This window comes from Sphingorhabdus sp., from assembly GCF_044338195.1.
Lineage (GTDB): Bacteria > Pseudomonadota > Alphaproteobacteria > Sphingomonadales > Sphingomonadaceae > Sphingorhabdus_B.
Genome location: NZ_JBIIMC010000012.1, coordinates 40,015 through 63,986, shown reverse-complemented (window position 1 = coordinate 63,986; position 23,972 = coordinate 40,015). Strand labels below are relative to the sequence as shown.

The 23,972-nt window shown below is 57.0% G+C and carries 24 protein-coding genes and 1 tRNA gene; 8 read left to right on the top strand and 17 right to left on the bottom strand.

Translation table 11 applies throughout. The features are described 5' to 3' along the window. Positions 1–83: 83 nt before the first annotated feature. The 4 genes from ACIQZK_RS05450 to ACIQZK_RS05435 form a co-directional block, all read right to left on the bottom strand. Positions 84–157: transfer RNA gene (locus tag ACIQZK_RS05450), tRNA-Arg, on the bottom strand. Between the two features lie 35 nt (positions 158–192). Then, positions 193–657, bottom strand: coding sequence for a DUF1178 family protein (locus tag ACIQZK_RS05445; protein ID WP_397575237.1), 465 nt, complete (start codon positions 655–657; stop codon positions 193–195). Beyond that, positions 657–926, bottom strand: coding sequence for a glutaredoxin 3 (gene grxC / locus ACIQZK_RS05440; protein WP_397575236.1), 270 nt, complete (start codon positions 924–926; stop codon positions 657–659). Before grxC ends, ACIQZK_RS05445 begins: the two co-directional genes overlap by 1 nt. 48 nt (positions 927–974) lie before the next feature. After that, positions 975–1,721 (bottom strand): ComF family protein, encoded by a 747-nt coding sequence (locus tag ACIQZK_RS05435; RefSeq protein ID WP_397575235.1) that lies wholly within the window; start codon positions 1,719–1,721, stop codon positions 975–977. 41 nt (positions 1,722–1,762) lie between these two features. Here ACIQZK_RS05435 and ACIQZK_RS05430 point away from each other — a divergent pair, with 41 nt between their 5' ends. After that, positions 1,763–2,623 carry a methyltransferase domain-containing protein gene (locus tag ACIQZK_RS05430; RefSeq protein WP_397575234.1) on the top strand — a complete coding sequence of 287 codons (861 nt, stop codon included), beginning with the start codon at positions 1,763–1,765 and terminating at the stop codon, positions 2,621–2,623. Here ACIQZK_RS05430 and ACIQZK_RS05425 read toward each other — a convergent pair. Then, positions 2,620–3,027, bottom strand: a complete 408-nt coding sequence (locus tag ACIQZK_RS05425) for a (deoxy)nucleoside triphosphate pyrophosphohydrolase (protein WP_397575233.1) — start codon at positions 3,025–3,027, stop codon at positions 2,620–2,622. The two genes, ACIQZK_RS05430 and ACIQZK_RS05425, sit on opposite strands and share 4 nt — an antisense overlap. 50 nt (positions 3,028–3,077) lie before the next feature. Between ACIQZK_RS05425 and ACIQZK_RS05420 the strand changes: the two genes are divergently transcribed. Together ACIQZK_RS05420 and ACIQZK_RS05415 are read left to right on the top strand one after the other, a co-directional pair. Continuing rightward, entirely contained in the window at positions 3,078–3,290 is a 213-nt protein-coding gene (locus ACIQZK_RS05420; RefSeq protein ID WP_397575232.1) for a Flp family type IVb pilin, read from the top strand. A gap of 83 nt (positions 3,291–3,373) precedes the next feature. Then, the gene (locus ACIQZK_RS05415; RefSeq protein ID WP_397575231.1) at positions 3,374–3,562 is read left to right on the top strand and encodes a Flp family type IVb pilin; all 189 of its coding nucleotides are present in this window, start codon (positions 3,374–3,376) and stop codon (positions 3,560–3,562) included. 116 nt (positions 3,563–3,678) lie between these two features. Here the strand turns inward: ACIQZK_RS05415 and ACIQZK_RS05410 are convergent, their stop codons facing one another. The 3 genes from ACIQZK_RS05410 to ACIQZK_RS05400 are packed head-to-tail and all read right to left on the bottom strand — an operon-like array spanning position 3,679 to position 7,383. Next, on the bottom strand, positions 3,679–4,623 hold the full coding sequence (locus tag ACIQZK_RS05410) for an acetyl-CoA carboxylase carboxyltransferase subunit alpha (RefSeq protein ID WP_397575230.1): 945 nt from the start codon (positions 4,621–4,623) through the stop codon (positions 3,679–3,681). Continuing rightward, the gene (locus ACIQZK_RS05405) at positions 4,620–5,546 is read right to left on the bottom strand and encodes a tyrosine-type recombinase/integrase (RefSeq protein WP_397575229.1); all 927 of its coding nucleotides are present in this window, start codon (positions 5,544–5,546) and stop codon (positions 4,620–4,622) included. The genes ACIQZK_RS05410 and ACIQZK_RS05405 overlap by 4 nt, the downstream gene beginning before the upstream one ends. 31 nt (positions 5,547–5,577) lie before the next feature. Next, on the bottom strand, positions 5,578–7,383 hold the full coding sequence (locus ACIQZK_RS05400; RefSeq protein WP_397575228.1) for a hypothetical protein: 1,806 nt from the start codon (positions 7,381–7,383) through the stop codon (positions 5,578–5,580). Positions 7,384–7,720: 337 nt separating this feature from the next. Between ACIQZK_RS05400 and ACIQZK_RS05395 the strand changes: the two genes are divergently transcribed. Together ACIQZK_RS05395 and aroB are read left to right on the top strand one after the other, a co-directional pair. Beyond that, the gene (locus ACIQZK_RS05395) at positions 7,721–8,200 is read left to right on the top strand and encodes a shikimate kinase (RefSeq protein ID WP_395637642.1); all 480 of its coding nucleotides are present in this window, start codon (positions 7,721–7,723) and stop codon (positions 8,198–8,200) included. Then, complete coding sequence (gene aroB / locus ACIQZK_RS05390; protein ID WP_397575227.1) at positions 8,197–9,303, top strand: 3-dehydroquinate synthase; 1,107 nt, start codon at positions 8,197–8,199, stop codon at positions 9,301–9,303. Before ACIQZK_RS05395 ends, aroB begins: the two co-directional genes overlap by 4 nt. Here aroB and ACIQZK_RS05385 read toward each other — a convergent pair. The 4 genes from ACIQZK_RS05385 to radA all read right to left on the bottom strand — a co-directional run bounded on the left by ACIQZK_RS05385 (position 9,294) and on the right by radA (position 13,518). Further along, a complete protein-coding gene (locus tag ACIQZK_RS05385; RefSeq protein ID WP_397575226.1) occupies positions 9,294–11,081 on the bottom strand; it encodes a monovalent cation:proton antiporter-2 (CPA2) family protein in 1,788 nt (595 codons plus the stop codon). The two genes, aroB and ACIQZK_RS05385, sit on opposite strands and share 10 nt — an antisense overlap. After that, positions 11,081–11,515, bottom strand: a complete 435-nt coding sequence (locus ACIQZK_RS05380) for an iron-sulfur cluster assembly scaffold protein (protein WP_395637640.1) — start codon at positions 11,513–11,515, stop codon at positions 11,081–11,083. Before ACIQZK_RS05380 ends, ACIQZK_RS05385 begins: the two co-directional genes overlap by 1 nt. Continuing rightward, complete coding sequence (locus tag ACIQZK_RS05375; RefSeq protein WP_397575225.1) at positions 11,512–12,036, bottom strand: CvpA family protein; 525 nt, start codon at positions 12,034–12,036, stop codon at positions 11,512–11,514. The genes ACIQZK_RS05380 and ACIQZK_RS05375 overlap by 4 nt, the downstream gene beginning before the upstream one ends. Before the next feature lie 117 nt (positions 12,037–12,153). Further along, complete coding sequence (radA, locus tag ACIQZK_RS05370) at positions 12,154–13,518, bottom strand: DNA repair protein RadA (protein WP_397575224.1); 1,365 nt, start codon at positions 13,516–13,518, stop codon at positions 12,154–12,156. Positions 13,519–13,611: 93 nt separating this feature from the next. Here radA and ACIQZK_RS05365 point away from each other — a divergent pair, with 93 nt between their 5' ends. Next, positions 13,612–15,951, top strand: a complete 2,340-nt coding sequence (locus ACIQZK_RS05365; protein ID WP_397575223.1) for a patatin-like protein — start codon at positions 13,612–13,614, stop codon at positions 15,949–15,951. A gap of 23 nt (positions 15,952–15,974) precedes the next feature. On the opposite strand, the gene dnaJ is transcribed toward ACIQZK_RS05365, so the two are convergent. Both dnaJ and dnaK read right to left on the bottom strand, forming a co-directional pair. Beyond that, on the bottom strand, positions 15,975–17,099 hold the full coding sequence (dnaJ, locus tag ACIQZK_RS05360) for a molecular chaperone DnaJ (RefSeq protein WP_397575222.1): 1,125 nt from the start codon (positions 17,097–17,099) through the stop codon (positions 15,975–15,977). Between the two features lie 68 nt (positions 17,100–17,167). Further along, complete coding sequence (gene dnaK, locus ACIQZK_RS05355) at positions 17,168–19,072, bottom strand: molecular chaperone DnaK (RefSeq protein WP_395637714.1); 1,905 nt, start codon at positions 19,070–19,072, stop codon at positions 17,168–17,170. Between the two features lie 211 nt (positions 19,073–19,283). On the opposite strand from dnaK, the gene ACIQZK_RS05350 reads away from it, so the two are divergent. Continuing rightward, complete coding sequence (locus tag ACIQZK_RS05350) at positions 19,284–19,757, top strand: copper chaperone PCu(A)C (RefSeq protein ID WP_395634620.1); 474 nt, start codon at positions 19,284–19,286, stop codon at positions 19,755–19,757. A gap of 184 nt (positions 19,758–19,941) precedes the next feature. Here the strand turns inward: ACIQZK_RS05350 and ACIQZK_RS05345 are convergent, their stop codons facing one another. The 3 genes from ACIQZK_RS05345 to hrcA all read right to left on the bottom strand — a co-directional run bounded on the left by ACIQZK_RS05345 (position 19,942) and on the right by hrcA (position 23,117). Beyond that, positions 19,942–21,339: an MATE family efflux transporter gene (locus ACIQZK_RS05345; RefSeq protein WP_397575221.1), complete on the bottom strand. Its 1,398-nt coding sequence runs from the start codon at positions 21,337–21,339 to the stop codon at positions 19,942–19,944. A 70-nt stretch (positions 21,340–21,409) separates the two neighbouring features. Continuing rightward, positions 21,410–21,985 carry a nucleotide exchange factor GrpE gene (gene grpE / locus ACIQZK_RS05340; RefSeq protein WP_395637593.1) on the bottom strand — a complete coding sequence of 192 codons (576 nt, stop codon included), beginning with the start codon at positions 21,983–21,985 and terminating at the stop codon, positions 21,410–21,412. Positions 21,986–22,073: 88 nt separating this feature from the next. Beyond that, positions 22,074–23,117: a heat-inducible transcriptional repressor HrcA gene (gene hrcA, locus ACIQZK_RS05335; protein WP_397575220.1), complete on the bottom strand. Its 1,044-nt coding sequence runs from the start codon at positions 23,115–23,117 to the stop codon at positions 22,074–22,076. Positions 23,118–23,198: 81 nt separating this feature from the next. On the opposite strand from hrcA, the gene rph reads away from it, so the two are divergent. Beyond that, complete coding sequence (gene rph / locus ACIQZK_RS05330; RefSeq protein ID WP_395634623.1) at positions 23,199–23,912, top strand: ribonuclease PH; 714 nt, start codon at positions 23,199–23,201, stop codon at positions 23,910–23,912. The last annotated feature ends 60 nt before the right edge of the window (positions 23,913–23,972 follow it).

Below are 23,972 nucleotides of genomic sequence, written 5' to 3'. Positions count from 1 at the left end.
GATGGCGCGGCAGATCATTCTCACGTCAATAATTTATAACATAAAATCAAATACATAAATGTTATCAGTTTCATCATCCACGGCGCACCCAACTGGATTCGAACCAGTGGCCCCCAGATTAGGAATCTGATGCTCTATCCTGCTGAGCTATGGGTGCTGCGTCCCAAGCCATAGCTGCGTGCTATCGGGCGGTCAATTTTTAGCAGAGGGTGGCACGACTGGGAAAAGCAGCGGGGCAACCTGCACACCTTCTTCCATCAATGCCTTGGCTTCATCGGCGCTTGTTTCGCCGTGGATGAGGCGATCTGCTTCCTCTCCATAATGGATCGCGCGAGCGGTTTCGGCAAACTGGCCGCCGACCCATTGCGATTGTTTCAGCATCTCGCTTTGCGCCACCGCAAGCTTTTGAACGAACTCCACAACCGCAGGCTCAGCTGCGGCCGCTGGCGCCGCTACATCCGCGATCGGCACAGGCACGCTGCGTTGGTTGCCCTTTTTGGGCACATGCGGCACGGACAGCGCCTTTTGCACGGTCATGTCATCACATATGGGACAGGCGAGCAACCCGGCGGATTGCTGCTTTGAATAATCTTCGGATGACGCAAACCAGCCTTCGAAACGATGTCCGTTGCTGCAATTCAGGTCAAATGCGATCATTATGCCCCGCGTGGTCCTAGCAACGCGTCGAGCTTCCCTTGATTCTCCAATGCGCGCAAATCATCAGAGCCGCCTATTGGCGTATCATTGATAAGGATTTGCGGCACGGTCTGCGCACCGGGCACGCGCGCAAGCATTTCGTCACGCTTTGCGCCACCCATGGTGATGTCATATTCGGTATATTGGACGCCCTTGCTGTCGAGCAATTGCTTGGCACGGACGCAATAAGGGCATGCGAATTTGGTGTAGATTTCAACATTTGCGGTCATAAAAGTGAAATGGTGCCCAGCCGCCATCAAGTCAAGCATCGAGAGCAGTTAGTTTTGCTCTGCGCTTTCTCCGCGCAGGGCACGTGCCCAGCAGAAAAGCTGAATCCACGACGCACCGCTTCGTTTCAAGACCGATATGCAGCCGTCGCTCGTTGCCCCCGTGGTAAGCACATCGTCGATCAGGATGATGCGACTGCCCTTTAATCGGTCACGCCATTTGGGGTGCACCGCAAATGCCTGCGCAACGGCCTTACGGCGGCCATTGGCATTCAGGCCACGCATGCTCGGCGTGCGTTTATGGCGGACGAGTATGTCAGGGGCAAAAGCGATACCGCTTTGCGCCGAGAGCGCGCGGCCGATCAACGCGGACTGGTTGAAACTGCGCGACCACATGCGCGTCCAATGCAAAGGAACAGGCGTAATGATGATATTGCCTCGATCCTCGGGCAAATGACGAACCAGTTGCTGCGCAATCACGCGGGCCAATCCGATCTTTCCGCTATATTTTAACCGGAGTGCAACTTTTGCAGACAGGTCGTCATATTTGACGGCGGCGCGAATGCCGTCATGCTTGGGCGGTTTGGCCAGACATGCCGCGCAATAGCTATCGGCACCGCGGTCATATTCAAATGGCGTTGCGCAGCCGTGGCACCATGGTGGGGCCAGAAACTGCAATTGTTGCCAGCAATCGACGCAAAATGGTCCGCCAGCGGGCGTTATCGTGCCGCAACATGGGCAGCGTTCGGGCAGCGCCCAATTGAGCGCAGCGCGGAAAATGTGGCGGGTGATGGCCATGAAGACTTGTCGGATAAAGCCAGTGTCTGCACAAGGCCGAAATGACCAGCGAGACCAACCCGCCTGAAATCTTTGACCGCCAGCGCCGCCGCGCGCTGCGTGAGCGTGCATCACGGCGTCAGGGCGATCAATTTCTGTGGACCCATATTGCGCGGGATCTTGGCGAACGGCTGACCTTTGTGACGCGCGCGTTCGAACATGCGTTGATCATTGGACCGATTGCAGGCTGGCAAAAGGACATTCTGCCAGCGGACATGCGTTGCACGCATATGCCGTTGATATCGTTCGGCGGGGCTGAAGAAACACAAAGCGGATGCGAAGAGGACCGCTTGCCCTTTCCGCCTGCATCGTTCGATCTCGTTATCTCCGCTGGCACGTTGGACAGCGTCAACGACCTGCCCGGCGCGCTTATCCAAATCCGGCGGATACTCAAACCCGATGGATTGTTTCTGGGCCATATGTTTGGCGCAGGCACGTTGGCCACATTGAAATCGATGTTTCTGGAATCCGACGCAGATCAGGTGCGGCCCCATATGCACCCGCAAATTGACTTGCGCAGCGCGGCCGACCTAATCGTGCGCGCCGGGTTTGCCCTGCCCGTTGCCGATCAGGATGTGACGGAGGTGCGGTATAGCGACTGGCGCGGCATAGTGTCTGATGTGCGCGATGCCGGGATCGGCAATGCTTTGGCCGGACCGCGGGCATATCTCGGCAAGAACGCGATCCATCGGCTGGACCGGATTTTTGCGGCACGCGCAGATGCCCAAGGCAAAGTGCCCGAATATTTCACGCATCTGTTCCTGAGCGGTTGGGCGCCGTCTGAAAACCAACCCCGCCCAGCCAAAAGGGGAAGTGGGCAAGTTTCGCTTGCCGACATTTTGTCCAAAAACCCCGAAGACTAGATGCGGTTGAGCCGTTCAACGAGCGGATAATCCGCGGGCGGCATTGGCAGTGCAGCCATGTCCTTTGGATGCACCCATGCAATTTCAGACGCAAAATGCGGCGTGGGCGCGCCTTCCCACATCACGCATCTGTACAATAACAGCAGTAAATGCCGGTCACCCAAAGGCTCGCTTGCAAAGGTTTCAGGTATAAGGTCTTGGGGGTTTACGGAGATCCCAAGCTCTTCAAATAATTCTCGTGCAAGCGCAGCTTCGGGCGTTTCGCCCACTTCGACCTTGCCACCCGGAAACTCCCACAACCCACCCATAGAGGCATGGTCCGGACGCTTTTGCAGCAGAATTGCACCACTTTCGTTGGTTAATGCCGCGGCAACCACGAACAATGTTGTCGGATTTTTTTCCATAGTCTCATCATGTTGCAAGCATTTATTAACGCTTGTGTGGGATTTTCCGAATGCTCGCAACCAAGGATCGAAGGGGGACCAATAAAATGTTGGAACGCATTCGACGCATTCACAAATGCGACCAAGGGGCGACGGCAGTGGAATATGGTTTGATAGTGTCGCTCATCGTTGTCGCGACCCTTGTTTCTCTCGGGAACGTTTCAAACGGAATACAGAGTGTTTTGGATATAATATCCAACGTTTTATCGGCGAACCTAATTTAATATACACATTAACGAATTAGTAAACATTTATGATCTATCACACTGATTACGGTTAATATTTATAAAACCGCCCGGGTGAATAAATGAATAATAGGAGACCTAAGAGGAAATTTATCAAAAAAATCTTCAAGCGTGAAGAAGGCGCAACTGCAATTGAATATGGCTTGATCGCGGTTTTGGTTGCTGTTGCTGCAATAGTTGGAATGACCACCCTTGGTACCAACCTGAACCGCCAGTTAACCTCTATCGCCAATACGCTGACCCTGCGTTGATAGTCAGGCATTTAACCTGAACGGTTACAGAAGGGCGGGAACTTCACGGTTCCCGCCCTTTTTATTCAATATGTAGCGGTCTTCATCTTCCGCCCAAGACGTATGAACGTATAAGCTTACGCACCCATCGCCAAGAATTTTGCCCGGCGTTGCTGCAGGAGCTCTTTCGACGAAAAGGCAGAGAGCGCCGCAATTTCCTCGTCAATCGCCTTCCCAAGCGATGCAGCCGCAAGCGCATGGTCGCGATGCGCACCGCCCATGGGTTCCTTGACGATTCGGTCAATAATCCCAAGCGCCTTCAAATCATCGGCCGTCATCTTCATGGCCTGCGCAGCATCCGCCGCCTTATCGCCTGTCCGCCACAGGATGGACGCGCATCCTTCGGGAGAAATGACGGAATATACGGCATATTCAAACATCAACACGCGGTCCGCAGCCGCAAGTGCAACCGCGCCGCCCGAACCGCCCTCACCCACGATGCACGCGATCATGGGCACGCCAAGCGCGAGGCATTTTTCTGTGGAACGGGCGATGGCTTCAGCCTGACCGCGCTCTTCGGCCTGAATGCCCGGAAACGCACCCGATGTATCGACCAGGCTGACCACAGGAATACCGAACCGGTCGGCAAGTTCCATCAAACGGATGGCCTTGCGATAGCCTTCTGGCTTGCCCATACCGAAATTATGGCGAATACGGCTTTGCGTATCGTCACCCTTTTCATGGCCAATGACCATGACGCGGCGGCCGTTGAGTCGGGCGAGCCCACCGATAATGGCCTGATCATCGCCAAATGCGCGGTCGCCGGCCAAGGGCATGAAATCTTCAAAAATCGACGCGATGAAATGTTTGAAATGCGGGCGTTCAGGATGACGTGCGACCTGCGTTTTCTGCCACGCGGTCAGGTTTGCGTAAGTGTCCTTAAGCTGCTTGTCCGCTTTGGCGCGCAGCTTGCCAATTTCGGTGCTGACGTCGACGTCGCTTTCGCGCGCAGCATCCTGCAGTTCAATAATACGTGCTTCCAAAGCGGCGACAGGTTTTTCGAATTCAAGATATACCATCATGATTGCCGGTTAGAGCCTGTCGCGCCACGGGTCAACGTGCGCATTGCCAACGGGTGCCTGCGGTTGACCAACTCCACCAGACGGCTGCTGTCCACATGGGTGTAAATCTGCGTGGTGGCGATATCTACATGGCCCAACATCGCCTGCAGCGCCCGTAGGTTCGCACCGCCCGCCAAAAGATGCGTCGCAAAGGCGTGCCGTAGGACATGGGGGCTGACCTTGGCTGGATCTAAACCGGATTGGGCGGCCAGCGCCTTGATAATCTGAAACAGCCGAATACGGCTGATATGCCCGGCGCGCGACGGAAACAAAAAGCGCGATTTTTCCGGAACGAACGCAAGCCATGTGCCAACAGCCTGCCGCGCACGATTTGAAATGGGCACCATCCGTTCCTTCGCGCCCTTGCCCTTGACGATGATGAACGGCTTGTCGGACACGATTGCACTGCGCGGCAGCGCAACCAGCTCGGTCGCACGCAAACCGGAGCCGTAAAGCAGCTCAATTAAGGCAGAGAGCCGATAGTCCGTTGAGGCAGGACTGGGCTGCGCAAGCTTCGCCTCGATTGCGGCGAACAAAAGATCGACCTCCGTTGTATCAAGGATTTTCGGTAGCGCGCGCACCTGCGCAGGCTTGGGCAAAGCAGCGGACGGGTTGTCATCGCGAAAACCCTCCTCATGCAAAAAGCCGAAAAAGCGCCGGAGTACCGATGATTTGCGCGCGACTGAACTGTTGGCAAGGTCGCGCCAGTGGCTTGAAAGCGTCACCAACATATTGGCATCGGCATGGGCAAGCTTGCCACCGGTCAGGCTGGATGCCGCAAGCAAGTCGCTCGCATAAGCCGCGCTGGTGTTTGCAGCGACCCCCTGTTCCGCCGCCATCATTTCAATGAAGCGCGCTATCAGATCGCGGTCCGTCGCACTCATATCCGTTGATCAGGGCCCGCCGCCTTGAATATCACGCAAGGGTGACCGCTTCGGCTGCAATCATGCGGGCTTCCGCCTCAAGACCCACCTGACGCAGCGACCGCACGATATAATATACATGATGCGCAGGCACCGAAGACCATGACGGGGCCTGCATTCCGGCAACCGCCATCAGTGCGACCGTGCCTTGCTCCCCGCGATTTGCCGCGGCCGTAATCGCTTTTGACCAAGCCGTTTGCCGCGTAATATTTACCTTCAGATCGCTACCAAAATCAGTGCGCGCGCCCGATTCAACGCGACCCAGCCCGGCAAGTCCGGCGAGCAAAAGCGCGGACCTATGCCCGTCAACGCTGTCGTCATTGCCGTAAAATTCATCGAGATCGCCATAATCCGCCAAAGTAACGCGGCCGGGTGCGCCCAAAGTGACGAGCGCCCAACCCAGCGAACCGCCCGAAACGATATTGCTCCATCGCGCCGCCGAACGATCAAGCCCCGCCGTCAACATTGATGCAATCAACCCATCCGCCTGCCCGGCATGGTCTGAACTTGGGTCTATAAGCGCTGCCGCGCGTGCCGTCATGACAAGCGCCGCCAGATAGTCCACGCCCGTCCGCTCTGCGCCCCAAATCGACGCCATTGCTGCAACTTTTCCGGAATCGTCCGATGCGGTATAGGCGTTGCCCAGATTTTCCGCCTGCGTTTTGATCGCATCAGGTGCATCGGGATCGTCGAGAACCTGCGCATAAAGATCGACCATATCGCGGTTGGAAAGCACGCCAAGCGCCGCGGCACCGGGTGCATATTTGGCGCGTATGGCGGGCGCAAACATGGGCAATTGCGCACGCCACCCATCAATCTGGCGACCGCTATTGCTGAACAACTGTTCCGGTGGTTCAAGACCCACGGCGGCGGACAAACCGAAGCGCCACGGGTTCATCCCCTCAACGCCATCCCATTCGATTTTAACCGACCGGCGGCCATTGATGCCCGTACCCACGGCCTTTTCGGTTAAGAGATAATCGACGCCTCGAACCCAGCCCTGATAGCGTCCCTGATTGATAAATCCCGTTGCGGCCCCTTGTTCGCCAGCCAGCGAAGCACAAATAGCCCGCGACATTTTCCAGCGTCCGCTATTTACAAGACGAACGCCGCCTTCGGTCAAAGGACATATGCCCGCCAGATCGCCATTGGCGAGATAGGTCTGCATCGCGACCTCATGAAGCCGTTTGGTATAATTGCCAGCATCGACTTGCTGAACAAGCCCACGGGCGACAACCGAGTCCCCCATACGCAGCAACAACCACGCCCGTTCTGCGGTCCAGTCCGCGCCGTTTACGCCCTGTGGCGTATTGGTCCGGCTGGCGAGCAACCGCCGTGCCATGATCGTGCCCCAACGCGACGCGATTGGGCCTGTTGTGCGTTCAACAACTTGTTTCAGGAAAGCGCCATTGGTCGCGCCAAAGGACGCCACTGGAAATCCACCCGATGTTTCGGAGATGATGCCAATCGCATTGAGCGAACGGCGCGCGGCAGGGGGAACGTCGTACCGAACGACCATTTCCTGCGCGTCTTCTTCATCCTCTTCGGCTTCATCAGCCGCAGCGTCCGCGCTGGCTTCACCCGATGCCGGATTGGCCGATGACGTTGCGGTCTTGGCGATTGAGGGTGCAGAAGAAGACGAAGGACGCGCGGGATTATTGGGTGCTGACGGCGCGGGGTCGCCAAAGCCTTCGGGAAGAAGTGACTCCGGACCCTGCTGCCCCAATGCGGGCAAAGCAAATGCGAGGACGACAGCGGCTGCCGCCAAAAGGCCACCTTTTGTTATTTTATCAGTCAATGACGCGAACCTGTCTCAAATGTTTGGGGCTGCACTGCAATTTCTCTTATCTGCATAAGTTGTTCACCGCCTAACCATGCAAGCCAGAGTAGCAAGCCAAATGCCACTGCCGCAACAATTAGAAAGCGCAAAAACCGGTTTTTATGTCCGCCACTCTTGGACCATTATGTAATACACTGCTTTTCCATAATTTTCCGGATGAGTGGCAAATTACTTTCGGGTTAGGAATAGCCGATATATAGGCAGTGTCGCAATGCCCGGAAACGATGAACAAAAAATCGGCAACGACCGAACAGTAACTGACCCGGTCATAGACCGGCCGGTCGTTCTTGTCGGGATGATGGGCGTGGGTAAAAGCAGCATTGGAAAGCGCCTCGCTGCGCGGTTGAATGTGCCTTTTGCTGATGCTGACGATGAAATTGAACGTGCCGCTGGACTTTCCATTTCCGAAATATTCGAAAAGTTCGGCGAAGGCTATTTTCGCGATGGAGAGCGACGGGTTATTGCGCGGCTTGTCGAGGGCGCGCCAAAGATTATCGCCACAGGCGGCGGCGCGTTCGTCAATGCGGAAACGCGTGCACTCATATTGGAGCGCGCGATATCTGTTTGGCTGGATGCGGACATAAAAGTACTGGCCGACCGCGTTGGTCGGCGCAGCAACCGGCCTTTGCTAAAGGGTAAGGACCCTGTTGAAGTCCTGACGGAACTTGGCAAGATTCGAAACCCGCTATATGCGACGGCCAATATCCATATTCGCAGCGATACATCGCCGCATATGCGGACCGTTGAAAATATCGTGAAGGCCCTTGCCCAATGACCGTCATTTCCGTCGACCTGACCAATGCACCTTATGACATTCATGTCCGTGCGGGCTTAATGGCACAGGCACCGGAATATCTCGCACCCTATGCGCGCGACAACCGGTTGTTGGTGGTCACAGACGAAAATGTTGCCCGTGCCGTTTGGACCGCACTTGAAGCCGCGCTCTCCGCCGCTGGCGTGGAAACCGCAGCATATATTTTGCCGGCGGGTGAGGCTGGCAAAAGCTGGGCTGAGCTGGAAAAGCTGACCGACTGGATGCTTGCGCAGCATGTGGAACGCAGCGACCATGTCATCGCATTAGGCGGCGGCGTTGTCGGCGACATCACGGGTTTCGCAACGCATATTGTAAAGCGCGGATGTTCGTTCGTGCAAATCCCGACAACCTTGCTGGCGCAAGTGGACAGCAGCGTGGGTGGCAAGACCGCGATCAACAGCGAAGCCGGCAAAAACCTCGTCGGTGCATTTCATCAACCTGCATTGGTGCTGATCGACCCTGAATTGTTATCAACGCTACCGCCGCGCCAATTGGCGGCGGGTTTTGCCGAAGTGGTCAAATATGGCCTGATCGATGACCCCGATTTCTTCTTATATTGCGAAGACAATCTGGATAGCTTTTTTGCCGGTGACCCCGCCATTCGCGCACGGGCCATCATAACATCGGTTCAATCCAAAGCGCGTATCGTCGCCGCTGACGAGACCGAACGCACGGGCACGCGCGCCCTGTTGAACCTGGGCCATACCTTTGGCCATGCGTTGGAAGCCGACACAGGTTTTTCGGACAGACTGTTCCATGGCGAAGCCGTCGCCGCGGGCATGGCGCTGGCGTTTCGCTATTCGGTTCGGCTTGGCCTGTGCGCCGCAGAGGATGCCCGGCGCGTGTCGCAGCTACTGAAGGCGGCGGGCTTACCCACCACGCTTTCAGATGCTGGCGTTACCGCGAATGGCGCGTTGCTGGCGGATTATATGCGGCATGACAAAAAGATGAGCGGTGGCACTTTGCCCTTCCTGCTGGCGCGAGGCATAGGCCAAACTTTCCTGTCCAAGGACGTTGTACTGGATGACGTTGCCGCCTTCCTCGACGACGAAGCTCAATCCTGAGCGATCAGGAAATCATCCGAATCATCACCACCAAAACTGTGACGTTTACCGGCATGCATATCGCCGCTGGAAAACTGCGCCTTTAGCCGGCTTCGGTCGCGTCGGCGGAATTCGGCGATGATTTCATGGATAGCCTCGCGGTCAGTTCCGAAGAACTTAAGCGCATCGACCGACATGCGGATCGACGATTCAAACAGCTCGCGGATGATACTGATGCCATTATCTTCCATGAACGCCAGCGCCTGCTGCCGGTCATATGCGCGCACAAACAGCTTGGTGCGCGGGAATGTCTCACGCACCGGCATCAATGACTCTGCGGTCATGTGCCGGTCGTCGATGCAGAAGAATATCGCCTGCGCGTCCTCGCCACCCGCCCGCTGCAACGAATCAATGCGTGTTCCATCGCCGTAGAAGACTTTGACACCAAATTCGCCGCTTATGTCGATTGTCCGTGGGTTGATATCGATGAGCGTCACCGAACGCCCTGCGGCCTGCATGATCTGCGACACTTGTTGCCCGAACCGGCCATGGCCAACGATGATAACATTGGCTCGTGACGCCAACGCGGGGTCATCAAGCTGCGCTGCGCCTTTGGGCTTCTGTGCCGCCAGCTTGCCCGCAATAATCATAAGGAAAGGCGTCGACGCCATAGACAGCGTTACAACCGCGCCAAATAGGCTCGCAGCCTCCGGCTCAATCAACAACGCCTGTTGCGCCGCAGTGAACAACACAAATGCGAATTCGCCGCCCTGGCTCAACAGCATGGCCATGATGATGGACGGCTTGCTCTTCAATCCAAAGAAACGGCCAAGTGCAAAGATGATGGCAATTTTGACCGCAACCAACGCCAGCGCAAGGCCCGCCACAAATAGCGGCTGCGCGAGAATGACATCGACATCCAGCAACATGCCGACCGCAAGGAAAAACAGACCCAGCAGGATCGATCGAAACGGATCAATATCCGCCTCAAGCTCATGCCGGTACGGCGATTCTGCCAGCATGACGCCTGCAACAAACGCCCCCAACGCAGGCGATACACCAATCGCCTGCATGACCGCGGCGCTGACGCAAACCGTGAACAGCCCAGTGACAATGAACAGTTCCCGTTCGGAAATCTTGCCGACAAGCCGCAACAATGGCGACAGCAAATAGCGCCCGGCGAGCACCAAGCCCAATATGGCGAGGACAGCATATAGAACCAGCCGCCAGCCCGTGATGGCGCCTTCATCAGCCGGCGCACGGGACAATGCGGCCACTATCGTCAGCAATGGGACAATCGAAATGTCCTGAAACAACAGGATGGAAAAGCTTTTTTCGCCATAATCGGTTTTCATCCGGCCACGCGATTGCAGCAGCGGCAGCACCTGCGCGGTTGAGGATAAAGCAAGCGGCAGGCCAAGCACCAACGCCGCTTCCCAACTGAAGGTCGGCATGGCGAAGCGAATGATCGCAAACATGCCAAGGCCGCAGAGCGTCACCTGCAGCGGACCAAATAACAAAATATCCCTGCGCAAAAGCCACAATCGGCTGGGCGATAGCTCCAGCCCGACAAGGAACAGAAGCAATATGATGCCGATTTCGGAATAGGCCAATATCGTCTCAGGCGCGTCAATCAGGCCAAGTCCGTCTGGACCGATGGCGATACCGGCGACCAGATACCCGAGCACAGCACCAAGGCCCAAACGGCGGAAAATAAGCACGGCAATCAGCGCTGCACCGAGCAACACAACCCCGCCGAGCATCACGTCTGCAACAAGATTATGCGGCGCGTGCTCCATCAGCTTTTATCTTGGATATTCTGCGCCGCAGCCAGAACCGCATCATAAGGCAGCAAGATCGCCGCATGTCGCGACGGATAATCGCTGGCTGCCGAAAGCAGATCGAGTTCAGGCCAAATGGCCGGCATGTCCCCCTCACGCTTTAATGCATGGGCAATGCCATCGCGCAGTTCATTGAGTATCGATAGGCTCAAACCGTCGGCGTTCTGCCGTAAAATGGCGGCCGAGGCTTGCCCCAAGGCGCAGGCATTCGCGCGCAACGCCAGCCCGCATATATGCCCGCCTGCGTCGGTCATGACATCCGCCTGCATCCGGCTTCCGCAAACGGGGGAGCGAACCTCTGCCGACCCGTTGGGATTTTCAAGGCGGTCATTCGGGACCAACGCGGTCGCGAGGCGGAGTATGTCGCGATTGTAGAGAGCGGAATCGCTCACTCGTTTGTTCCCGCGGCTTCGTCCTCGGTCCCGCGGTTCTCCCGAACGAAATCAGACATGGCTGTCCCGCTGGCGTTCAGCAGTGGATAGGTGCGTGATCCTGTCATCCATTCGGGGCGCGCCTCATCCGCGCCGAAGAACATGCCATAACCCATGACAAGCAACAGGAACATCAGCGTCGCCATCATCAGCCCCTTCAACATTCCAAAGCCAAAGCCCAAAACCCGGTCAAATGGCCCCAAAAGCGATTTGCGCGATCGCGCGCCAAGCGATTTCGCGATCCATCTGCCCAGCGCATAAATGACGATAACAATCGCAAGAAACGCCACAATGGCCGCGCTTGTTTCCAAACCAATGGTTTCCGCCAGTGCAGACGTGGCAGGGGCATGCAGCACGCGGACGGCAGCGACAACCAATATCCATGCAATCATCGACAGCGTCTCTTGCACAAAACCGCGCAATAAGCCGAAAACGGCTCCGCTGCCGATTAGGAAAAATACAATGATATCAAATGCGGTCATGTGAAGCTGCTGCCCAATCTATAATCCGGCGCACCTCGTCCGCAGTGCGCCAATATCGCCATTCAAGCCGCAAAGCCGCTTGATTTCTGTCGCATATGACATGGCCTGAAAACAGATTTAGTGACGTCCCAGCATATGGTCAACGAGATTGGCCAGCGTGCGGAACTCTTGCGTTGAAATTCCCGACTGTCCCTTCACCGATGGCGGAACAAGTGCACGGCTGAAGCCAAGCTTGGCCGATTCCTTCAAGCGCAATGCGCCATGTGCAACGGGACGAATTTCGCCAGACAAGGCGACTTCTCCAAACAGAACAGCATCAGACGGTAAGGGCCGCTCGGCAAGGGCCGATACCAGCGCCGCCGCGACCGCAAGGTCCGCCGCCGGGTCCGAAATGCGATATCCGCCAGCGATGTTCAGATATACTTCAGCCGTCGAAAAGCTAAGGCCACAGCGCGCCTCCAACACCGCCAATATCATGGCGAGCCGTCCGCTGTCCCATCCGACCACCGCGCGCCGGGGCGTCGCACCGCTGGATAGACGCACAGTGAGCGCTTGAATTTCAACGAGCACTGGCCGCGTCCCTTCCAACCCAGGAAATACCGTTGCGCCGGTCACTTGTTCGGCGCGGTCGGTCAGGAACAATGCGCTTGGGTTGCCAACCTCTGTCAGGCCCTCTTCCGCCATCGCGAAAACGCCAATCTCATCGGTGCCGCCAAAGCGGTTCTTCGATGCGCGCAATATGCGATATTGATGGCTTCGCTCACCTTCGAACGCCAGCACCGTATCGACCATATGTTCAAGCACGCGTGGTCCGGCAATCGTTCCGTCTTTGGTGACATGCCCCACGAGCATCAATGCCGATCCACGCTCTTTGGCAAAACGGATCAGCTCTTGCGCCGACGCCCGCACTTGGCTGACGGTGCCCGGGGCGCCTTCAATCAAATCGCTGTGCATCGTCTGGATCGAGTCGATCACCAGCAAGGCGGGAGGCGCGCCCTTTCCCATCGTCGTCAATATGTCGCGGACCGAGGTTGCCGCAGCCAATTGCACGGGCGCATCGCCGAGCCCAAGCCGCCGTGCGCGCAAACGCACTTGGTCGACCGCCTCTTCACCCGAAATATACGCAACGCTCAGCCCGCGTCGCGCCAGATTGGCCGCCGCCTGCAACAGCAAAGTAGACTTACCAATGCCCGGATCACCACCCAGCAAAGTCGCTGAACCCGGCACAAGGCCGCCACCCAGCGCACGGTCGAATTCAGCGATGCCGGTCGAGGCGCGATCAGGTAGCTTGATATCGGTATTTAGCCCCGACAGTTCGACCGAACGTCCACCGGAGTGCAAATGATGCTTCAGCTCAAAGACCGTCGCGCTCGCCTCTTCCGCCAGCGTATTCCATTCGCCGCAGTCGTCACATTGCCCCTGCCAACGGTTCGCTTCTGAACCGCATGCCTGACACACATATTTGCGCTTTGCCTTTGCCATGGACGGAAACTATCAGAACATATCAAGAACTCAAGCCGTAAAAAGCACGCATCGGTGCTTGCGCACGACCTTTGGCGGTGTCACACCATCGGCATGCGTGAAAAAGAACTTCGGCTGGCGCTCATTTGTTATGGCGGGGTAAGCCTTGCCATTTACATGCATGGCGTCACCCGCGAGATTTGGCATTTGGTCCGCGCCAGCCGCGCGTTCCATGATGCAGCGCCTGCCGCCCGGGGCAGCGAGTCCGTCTATCACGACCTCCTCGCCGAAATGTCGCAGGTCAGCGGAACAAAGTTGCGCGTGCTGACCGATATTATCGCCGGGTCAAGCGCAGGCGGCATTAACGGCATATTTCTGTCCCAAGCTATTGTCACAGGGCAGTCGTTGGAGCCGCTGACCGACATGTGGCTTGAAATGGCCGATGTCGACGTCCTGCTGGACCCCGACGCCCGCCCGCTGTCGCGCTTCTCCAAATTTTGGGCGACGCCGATTGCGTGGATGATATTGCGGCGGCGCGGCGGCACTGTCGAACGGACCGTCGCGAAAGAAGCACAGGAAGAGGTGGCAACCAAGCTGTCGCGCTTCATTCGTGCCCGCTGGTTCGCGCCGCCCTTTGGCGGCAATGTCTTTTCCAAGCTATTGTTGGATGCGTTGAAGGCGATGGAGGCAAGCAAAGCCGGATCGCCGCTTTTGCCTATCAACCAACCGCTCGACCTGTTTGTGACGGTCACGGATTTTAACGGACATGATCAAATCTTGCGCCTGAACAGCCCGCCCGAGGTGACCGAGTCGGAGCACCGGATCACCGTCGACTTCTCGACGCGCGGCCGGACGGGCCTTGCCGATATGGCCGAGCTCATCTTTGCGGCACGCGCAACCGCCAGCTTCCCGGGGGCCTTCCCGCCCTTTTCGGTGCGTGAACTTGACCGATTGCTTGCGCGCGAAAATGTGCCGTGGCTGGGGCGGAACGCATTTCTGAAACGCATATTGCCGCAGCAATTTGCCGCCAATGCAGCCGAAGACACAATGCTGATTGACGGTTCCGTGCTCGCCAATGCGCCGTTTAATCAGGCGATAGCTGCTCTGCGCAACCGCCCCGCGCGCCGCGAAGTCGACCGCCGCTTTGTCTATATTGACCCAAAGCCCGGCCGGCCAAGTTTCCGCTTCGGTCGGCGCAAAGCCGATGGCAGCGCCGACACCCCGCGCAAACCGCCCGGCTTTTTCGCAACGATATTTGGCGCGACATCAAACATCCCGCGGGAGCAACCTATCCGCGATAGCTTGGAAAAAATCACAGGCCGGTCGGAACGGATCGAACGGATGCGGCAGGTGATCGACAGCCTAAGGGACGAAGTCGAAACCACCGTCGAGGCACTGCTGGGTAAGACTTGGTTCCTAAGCCAGCCGACCGCCGTCCGTATGCAGAAATGGCGTCAATCTGCGCAGGAAAAGGCGATACTTGCCGCTGGCTTCAGCTATCGGGCTTATGGCCATCTGAAGCTTGCGGGCGTCGTCGACGATATTGTGGCGACCGCGCGTCGCAGCTTGCCCGATGCCAATAACGGGTTTTTCCGGGACTTGAGAGCGGCTTTATGGGCCGAAATCAGGACACGGGGATTGGACAGCATGCCGCATGACAGCGGTAAGCAAGCGACCAAACAGTCCATCGCCTTTTTTGGCACGCATGATCTCCGATTCAGAATTCGCAGGCTCCGTTTCCTTGCACGGCATCTGACGGAAGAAGTCGAAAATGTCATCGACGTACCCGAAAAGGACATCACGCAGATACGTGATGCCATTTATCGCTGTCTGGCGATGTATCTGGATCTGGAAACGGCGGAATTTCTCGGCGTCGATTTCGCCATTGCCGCAAAGGCGGGCGTCACCAATCCGGCCGAGCTCATGGACCAATTGGCGGCACAGCGCGACCTCGTCCAAACGGACTTGAATGTTGATGGGATATTGTGCGCAGCGCTCCTGGCACTGCCCGTCGAGGCCCGCCGGGCAATGCTGCTCGGCTATCTGGGTTATGCCCTCTACGATATCGCGACCTTGCCATTATTGCAGGACGAAGGGTTCGACGAATTTGATCCTGTCAAAGTGGACCGCATATCACCCGAAGACTGCAACTCCATCCGCAAAGGCGGCGCAGCAGCCACGTTGAAAGGCATCGAATTCAACAATTTCGGCGCGTTTTTCAGCCGGTCCTATCGCGAGAATGATTATCTGTGGGGGCGGTTGCACGGGGCGGAGCGGCTCATCGACATTTTGGTGTCGTCCCTTCCCGCCGGTCATGACTTCGCCGAAAACAGGGTGCGGGCTTACAAAAGGCTCGTCTTCCATGCGATATTGGATAAGGAGCAAGATCGGCTGAAATATGTCCAGCCCCTCATCGCATCACTGCGGAACGAAATTGATCAGATGGAAATCTGACCGATCATTTCACCATATCGCAATCACGTCGCGATGCCGTCCCAAATCCCTTTGAGCTTATCAAAAAAGCCAGTCGATTGCGGGCATTCCTCACCGGTTTCGGTTTCACGGAACTCACGCAATATCTCTTTCTGCCGCGCCGACAGCTTGGACGGCGTTTCAACATCGATTTGGATGACCATGTCACCGCGTCCACGTCCTTGGAGGACGGGCATCCCTGCCCCGCGCTGGCGCAGCTGTTTGCCCGACTGAATGCCCTCTGGAACGATGATGAGGTGCTCGGCACCATCCAGACCCGGAATGCGGATTTCGCCGCCCAGCGCCGCTGTGGTGAAGCTTACGGGCACACGGCAGAACAATGTCGTGCCGTCACGCTCAAACACCTTGTGCCGCGACAGATGGATGAAGATGTAAAGGTCACCGGCGCCCGCGCCATAAGGCCCAGCTTCGCCTTTGCCCGCAACCCGAATGCGGGTGCCTTCATCCACGCCCGGGGGAATATTTACGGATATAGTCTTGCGCTCATCCTTACGGCCTTCGCCGGCACAGACACGGCAGGAGTCTTCGATAACCTCGCCCCGTCCATGACAGGTTGGACATGTCCGTTCGACAACGAAGAAACCTTGTTGCGCGCGCACCTTGCCGTGACCAGCACACAGGTTGCAACGGCGCTTGCCCGAACCAGGCGTTGCGCCGGAACCTTCACAGGTGCCGCAAGCCGTCGCCACGTCGATGGTGATTTCGGCATCCTTGCCGTGGAAGGCTTCGTCGAGTGAAATTTCGAGATCATAGCGTAAGTCTGCACCGCGTGCGGGGCCACGCTGACGTCCGCCAAAGGCATCGCCGAAGAAGCTTTCGAATATATCGGAAAAGTCGCCAAATCCGCCGCCGCCTTGGCCGCCGCCACCCATGCCGCCATTCTCAAACGCGGCTTTGCCAAGACGGTCATAGGCCGCGCGTTTTTGCGGATCTTTCAGGACATCATAGGCCTGGCTGACCGCTTTAAATCTGGCTTCGGATTGGTCGCAGCCGGGGTTGCGGTCGGGATGGCATTCCATCGCGATCCGGCGATAGGCGGACTTCAGCGTCTTTTCGTCCGCTGTCCGCTCGACTTCCAACAATTCGTAATAATCGATGTCAAGATTCATGACTGACTACCCCCCCGGCTTCCCGACCGTCGCTGCGTTTCGGCGGCGACGGTCGGGAACTTTCAACATCAGTCTTTCTTGTCGTCTTCGACTTCGGAGAATTCTGCATCGACAACATTGTCGTCGGCAGGGGCTTCTTCAGTCGCAGCGCCCGGCGATGCCGCAGCTTGCTCTTCCTTGTAGATGGCTTCACCAAGCTTCATCGCGATTTGCGCCAAGGCAGTTGCCTTTTCCTTCATCGCTTCTGCATCACCGCCTTCGATGGCAGTCTTGGTTTCCGCAACAGCCGCTTCGATTTCGCCCTTCAGCGCAGCGTCAATCTTGTCGCCATGCTCTTCGAGTTGCTTCTCCGTGCTGTGCACAAGGCTTTCGGCATTATTCTTGGCTTCCGCCGCTTCACGACGTTTCTTGTCTTCCTCAGCGAATGCTTCGGCATCACGGACCATCTGATCGATGTCAGCGTCGGACAAACCGCCCGAAGCTTGGATCTTGATCTGCTGTTCCTTGCCCGTACCCTTGTCCTTGGCGGTTACGCTGACAAGGCCGTTGGCATCAATGTCGAATGTCACTTCAACCTGCGGCACGCCGCGCGGTGCGGGTGGAATTCCAACAAGGTCGAAATTGCCGAGCAGCTTGTTATCCGCCGCCATTTCACGCTCGCCCTGGAACACGCGGATGGTAACCGCATTCTGGTTATCTTCCGCAGTCGAATAGACTTGGCTCTTCTTCGTTGGGATCGTCGTGTTCCGGTCGATCATGCGGGTGAACACACCGCCCAAGGTTTCGATGCCAAGCGACAGCGGCGTTACGTCAAGCAACAGCACGTCCTTCACGTCGCCCTGCAACACGCCTGCCTGAATGGCCGCGCCCATGGCAACAACTTCGTCAGGGTTCACACCGGTGTGCGGCTCCTTGCCGAAGAACGCCTTAACAACGTCACGTACCTTTGGCATGCGGGTCATGCCGCCAACCATGACGACTTCGTCAATGGCATCCGCCTTCAGGCCAGCGTCAGCCAAAGCCTTTTTGCAAGGCTCCAGCGTGCGCTTGATGAGGTCATCGACCAGTTTCTCAAGGTCGGAACGGGTGATCGTCTTCACCAAATGCTTTGGACCATTTTGGTCAGCGGTGATGAACGGCAAGTTGACTTCCGTCGTCTGTGTCGATGACAGTTCAATCTTCGCCTTTTCAGCGGCTTCCTTCAAACGCTGCAGCGCGAGCTTGTCCTTGGTCAGGTCAATGCCTTCGGCTTTTTGGAAGTCTGCTGCCAGAAACTCGACAAGCTTGCTGTCAAAGTCTTCACCGCCCAAGAAGGTGTCGCCATTGGTCGATTTCACTTCAAAAACACCGTCGCCAACTTCGAGGATCGAGATGTCGAACGTACCGCCGCCAAGGTCATAGACCGCGATGGTTTTGTTCTCATCCTTGTCCATGCCATATGCAAGCGCCGCAGCGGTTGGCTCGTTGATGATACGCAGAACTTCAAGACCCGCAATCTGGCCAGCATCCTTCGTCGCCTGACGCTGGGCGTCGTTGAAATAAGCTGGGACCGTGATAACGGCCTGAGTTACGGTTTCGCCAAGATACGCCTCTGCCGTTTCCTTCATTTTCTGAAGGATGAATGCGGAAATTTGTGATGGCGAATAATCTTCGCCGCCAGCCTTTACCCAAGCGTCGCCATTCTTGCCCTTGACGATGCTATAAGGAACAAGCTCTGTGTCCTTCTTGGTGATTGGATCATCGAAGCGGCGGCCGATAAGGCGCTTCACTGCGAAAATCGTGCTTTCCGGATTGGTGACGGCCTGACGCTTTGCCGGTTGTCCAATAAGGCGCTCACCGTCCTTAGCAAAGGCCACGATTGATGGCGTCGTACGCGCGCCTTCAGCATTTTCGATGACCTTGGGCTTGCCGCCGTCCATTACCGCAACGCAGCTGTTTGTCGTGCCCAAGTCGATACCAATAACTTTAGCCATAAAAACTTTACCCCGAAATTTTAAAATTGAACTCTCAATGGTCACTTCCGGTCCGGCCCTATCAGGCACCGGTGTTTTCCCGTAATGCAACCTTGTAGCGGCGATATAGGTGCCAAATCTCTTGGCACAAGACTTCGGCAACCCTAGATAGGGGAAAAAGTAGACACAGCCCCGGCCTTGGAAAGCCAAGCCGATACCAAATGAGGATCATATGAACCGACGGATATTCACAGTTGCAGCCGCAGCAAGTGCACTATTGCTGGGCTCGTGCGGCCCCACACCGCAGCTAAAGGTCAAAGAGGCCGTGCTCACGCTATCGCCAGTCGACAGCAATCCGTCGGCATTGCACTTCAACGTCTATGGCGGCCCCGAAGATGTCTATTTGCTGCGCGTCAGTTCGCCGTCCGCCATCCGCGTTGAAATGCACGATGTGACGGTGGATCCGAAAACAGGGGCAGTGTCCATGGCCCCCCTGAACCGTGTTCTGATCCCCGCAGACGAAACCGTCGCCTTCAAAAAAGGTGGCAAGCATGTGATGATGTGGGGCGTCAACCTTATCCCCCGCCGGCTTGGCGTGATCGAAACGGAATTTCTGTTCTCCAACAATGTGCGCATATTGGTAAAGGCCCGCGTGCAGGAAGTCGACGGCACTGACCCGGACGAGAAAAAGGCAATCGACGGCTAGGGCGTACCCTTTTCCGATATTGTCGTCATCCCGAACTTGTTTCGGGATAACAAACAACGGTGGCGCGTTATCCTGAAACAAGTTCAGGATGACGAAACGGAGTTTGAAACGATCCGCGAACGGGCGTTGGCGGAACGGTGCAAAGGTCGCAGGGGCGCCGCCTTTGTCGCAATCTGACGGTATGTTAAGCTTCTGAAGGCAGCAGCCCGAGCCGCGCGCGCAGCGACCAGCGGACGAGCATGAGTATGGCAACAATGCCCAGCCCGCTCGCCAAGCCGACCCAAATGCCAACGCCGTTCCACCCTTGCGAAAATGCCAACCACGCACCCACGCCAATGCCGACCACCCAATAGCCAAAGGCCGCGAACAACATGGGTACACTGGTGTCATGTAATCCCCGCAGCATGCCCGCGCCGACGACTTGCGCGCCATCAACAATCTGGAACAAAGCTGCAATGGCAAGGAAGCTGACGGCAAGCCGCACAACCTCTGCATTGACCGCGGCGTCGCGATCAATGAATAGCGCAATCAGTAAGTCAGGCGACAGCCACATCAACACGGCCATAGCCGCCATGAACCCGGTTCCCATGACGAAGCTGGTCCAACCGGCACGGCGGATCAGCGAAGGGTCGCGTCGGCCATAACCAATGCCCACACGCACTGTCGCGGCCTGCGCAAGGCCCATCGGCACCATGAACGTCACACTTGCGACCTGAAGCGCAATGGCATGCGCTGCGACCGAGGCAGTGTCGATTAACCCCATGAGCATAACGGCAACGCCAAACACGCCACCTTCCAAACCCATCGTCACGCCAATCGGAAGGCCCAGTTTCCACAGCGCGCGAAAACGCGGCCAATCGCTGCGCCACCAACGTCCGAAAAGATGATATCGCCGGAATTTGGGATGATAAGTGATGACCGCAACCATGCCCAAAAACATGAACATATTGGCAAGAATACTGCCGATGCCCGCGCCGACCAGTCCCAAAGGCGGCAGACCAAGCTTACCAAAAATCAGGACATAGTTGAATGCCGCGTTGGCAAAAACGCCCAATATGCCCATCACGAGCGACCACATGGGCTGCTCCAACGCCGACAGGAAATTACGTGCGACAATCAGCCACAAAAATGGCAGGATCGACCACATATAGGCCCGCACATAGCTTTGCGCTTTGGACGCAAGCTCGGCTTGCTGACCAAGCGTCAGCAACACTGTCTCCGCCTGCCACAGGACCAACCAGATCGGAATCATGATCGCAACCGCGACCCACAATCCTTGCCGGAATGTGCGGCGGATATCGCACACCGAATGGGCCTTTGCGCCGCGCTCGCTCGCCATCATCGGCGCTGTCGCGGTAACGAGACCCATGCAGAAAATCGCCGCCGTCATACACAGGTTGAACCCCAGTGACGCCGCCGCCAACTCGGTTGGCCCCAGCCACCCCACCATCACCACATCGGTTGCGCCAATCAACGACATCGACAAGTTGGTCAGGATCAACGGCCAGGCAAGCGACAATGTCGCGCGAAATTCATCGCGCCAAGGGGACTGACGGTCCAAAGAGAATGCCGCTGTGGTCATGGGACGCGCTGGATAGCGGAGCGCGTTCGGTTAGACCACCCCCGGTGTGATGGCCATGATGCGTCAGGAATTACTCCGGCGCTTTTGCCACCCCAACCAATGCAGGGCGCAACAGGCGATCCTTGATCATATAACCCGCCTGCATCTCGGCCACGATCGTGCCGGGTTCCGCATCTGCGCTGGGGATTTCGACCATCGCCTGATGCTGGTTCGGATCAAGCGGCATGCCCATTGCGGCGATGCGGGTGATGCCGTTTTTGGCAAAGACGCTGTCGAGTTCGCGACCAGTGGCTTCAAGGCCAATGACGAGCGGCTTCATCGACTCGCTTTCGCGCATCTCCGCAGGAATGGCTTCCAATGCACGCGCCAAATTGTCGGAGACGGACAGGATGTCGCGGGCAAAGCCGGTTGCGGCATAAGCGCGCGCATCTTGCGCTTCCTTTTCCATACGGCGACGCACATTTTGCGTTTCGGCCTGCGCATACAGAACTTCCTGCTGCGCCGTGGCGAGCGCGTCTTCGAGCGTGGCAATTTTGGCGTCGGCGGTGTCGGTCGCTTCTGAGGCGTCATCCTTCATATGCTCTGGCACGCCTTCCAATTCCTTTTCTGCTGCTGCATCTGCGGATACAGTGTTCTTGTCCGTCATAACCTGATTAACCCATGATTGTTGCGGCACGGATGCCGCCTGTTGCTTTGCGCATATAGAAACCAATTCGGTTTCATCAAGCCGTGCGTCACTTTATTAAGCGGCTGAGCGCCTGCGCCGTGAAATCGACCATCGGCACGATGCGGGCATAATTGAGCCGTGTCGGACCAATGACGCCCACGACACCGACCACCTTACCACCCGCCTCGCGATATGGCGCAGCGATGACGGAGGAGCCGGACAGCGAGAACAGATTATTCTCTGAACCAATGAAGATGCGAGCCGATTGCGCATCGCGGGCACTGTCAACCAATCGCACGATTTCTTCCTTGCTTTCCAATTCGTCGAGCAACTGGCGCACCCGGTCAAGGTCCGCCGCTGCGGCATCATCAATCAGGTTCGACTGGCCGCGCACAATGAGCACCGGCCGGTCATTGGCATCGAGCGACCAGATCGCCAGCCCATCGCGCACGAGCTTCTGGCTTGCCGCATCAAGCTCCGCCTGTTCAGCACGAATTTCGCGGTCAAGATGCTCCAGCGCCTCTGACAAGGTCAAACCCGACAATCGGGCCGAGATATAATTGGACGCCTCAACCAACGCAGAATCGGAAACAGCTGGGTCAATCGCAACCAACCGGTTTTCAACGCTGTTGTCCGATCCGACCATGATGGCCAAAACTTGCGTCGGCGACAGGCGCGCAAAGTTGAATGCCTTCAACACAGCATCACGTTTGGGGACGAGCACGATTCCGGCGCAGGCCGATAGCCCCGACAACACCGACGTTGCCGCCGCCAACGCTTCTTCAATTGGCCCATCGCCCATGATTTGCGATTCAATCGCACGGCGTTCTTCCATGGATGGTTCGGCCGACTGCATCATGCCGTCGACAAAAAGACGAAGACCGCTTTCGGTGGGCACGCGGCCAGCGCTGGTGTGCGGTGAGGCAAGCAAGCCTGCCTCTTCCAAATCCTGCATCACATTGCGAATCGAGGCGGGCGATAAATTCAGGCCCGCAAATTTGGAAAGCGTTCGCGACCCCACGGGCGCGCCATTGTCCAGATAGCTTTCAACCACCATCCGGAAGATGACGCGCGTGCGATCGTTCAATTCATTGATTGGAATTTGGCTCACGGTTGCTGGTTTAGCGCAGCGCGCTTGCAAAGCAAGCGGGGCAAGCTATTGCTGCCTTCGACCCATTATCAGGAGACTATCATGCGACCATCAGGCCGTGCGCCAGACGAAATGCGCGCCATTTCGATTGAAACCCATTTCACCAAGCATGCAGAGGGCAGCTGCCTCATCTGCTTTGGCGACACCCGCGTGCTTGTCACCGCGAGCATCGAAGATCGCCTTCCACCATGGTTGCGTGGCAAGGGTGAAGGCTGGGTGACGGCAGAATATTCCATGCTCCCACGTGCGACGCATACCCGCAGCCAGCGCGAAGCGGCAAAGGGCAAACAGTCAGGCAGAACACAAGAAATTCAACGTCTTATTGGACGTTCTTTACGTGCTGTCGTAGATATGAAAAAGCTCGGCGAGCATCAGATCACGATCGATTGTGACGTGTTGCAAGCCGACGGCGGAACACGCACAGCGGCGATCTCTGGCGCGTGGGTCGCCTTGCGGCTTGCGGTTGATGGCCTGCTTGCTTCGGGTGCGATCAAGGAAGATCCGATCAGTGGCCGCGTCGCCGCCATCAGCTGCGGCATCGTCAACGGCACGCCCGTCCTTGACCTCGACTATATCGAAGATTCGAGCGCTGATGCTGATGCGAACTTCGTCCTCATTGAAGGCGGACAGATCGCTGAAGTACAAGCGACTGCCGAAGGCGCGACTTATGATGAGGAAAGCCTAATGCGCTTGCTCCGTCTCGCACGCATGGGCACCGACCGGATCTTTGCGGTGCAAGCGGAAGCGGTGAAGTAACCGCTTGTTGCAATAAAACGTCCATGTCATTCCCGCGAAAGCGTGGGTGACAATATGGTT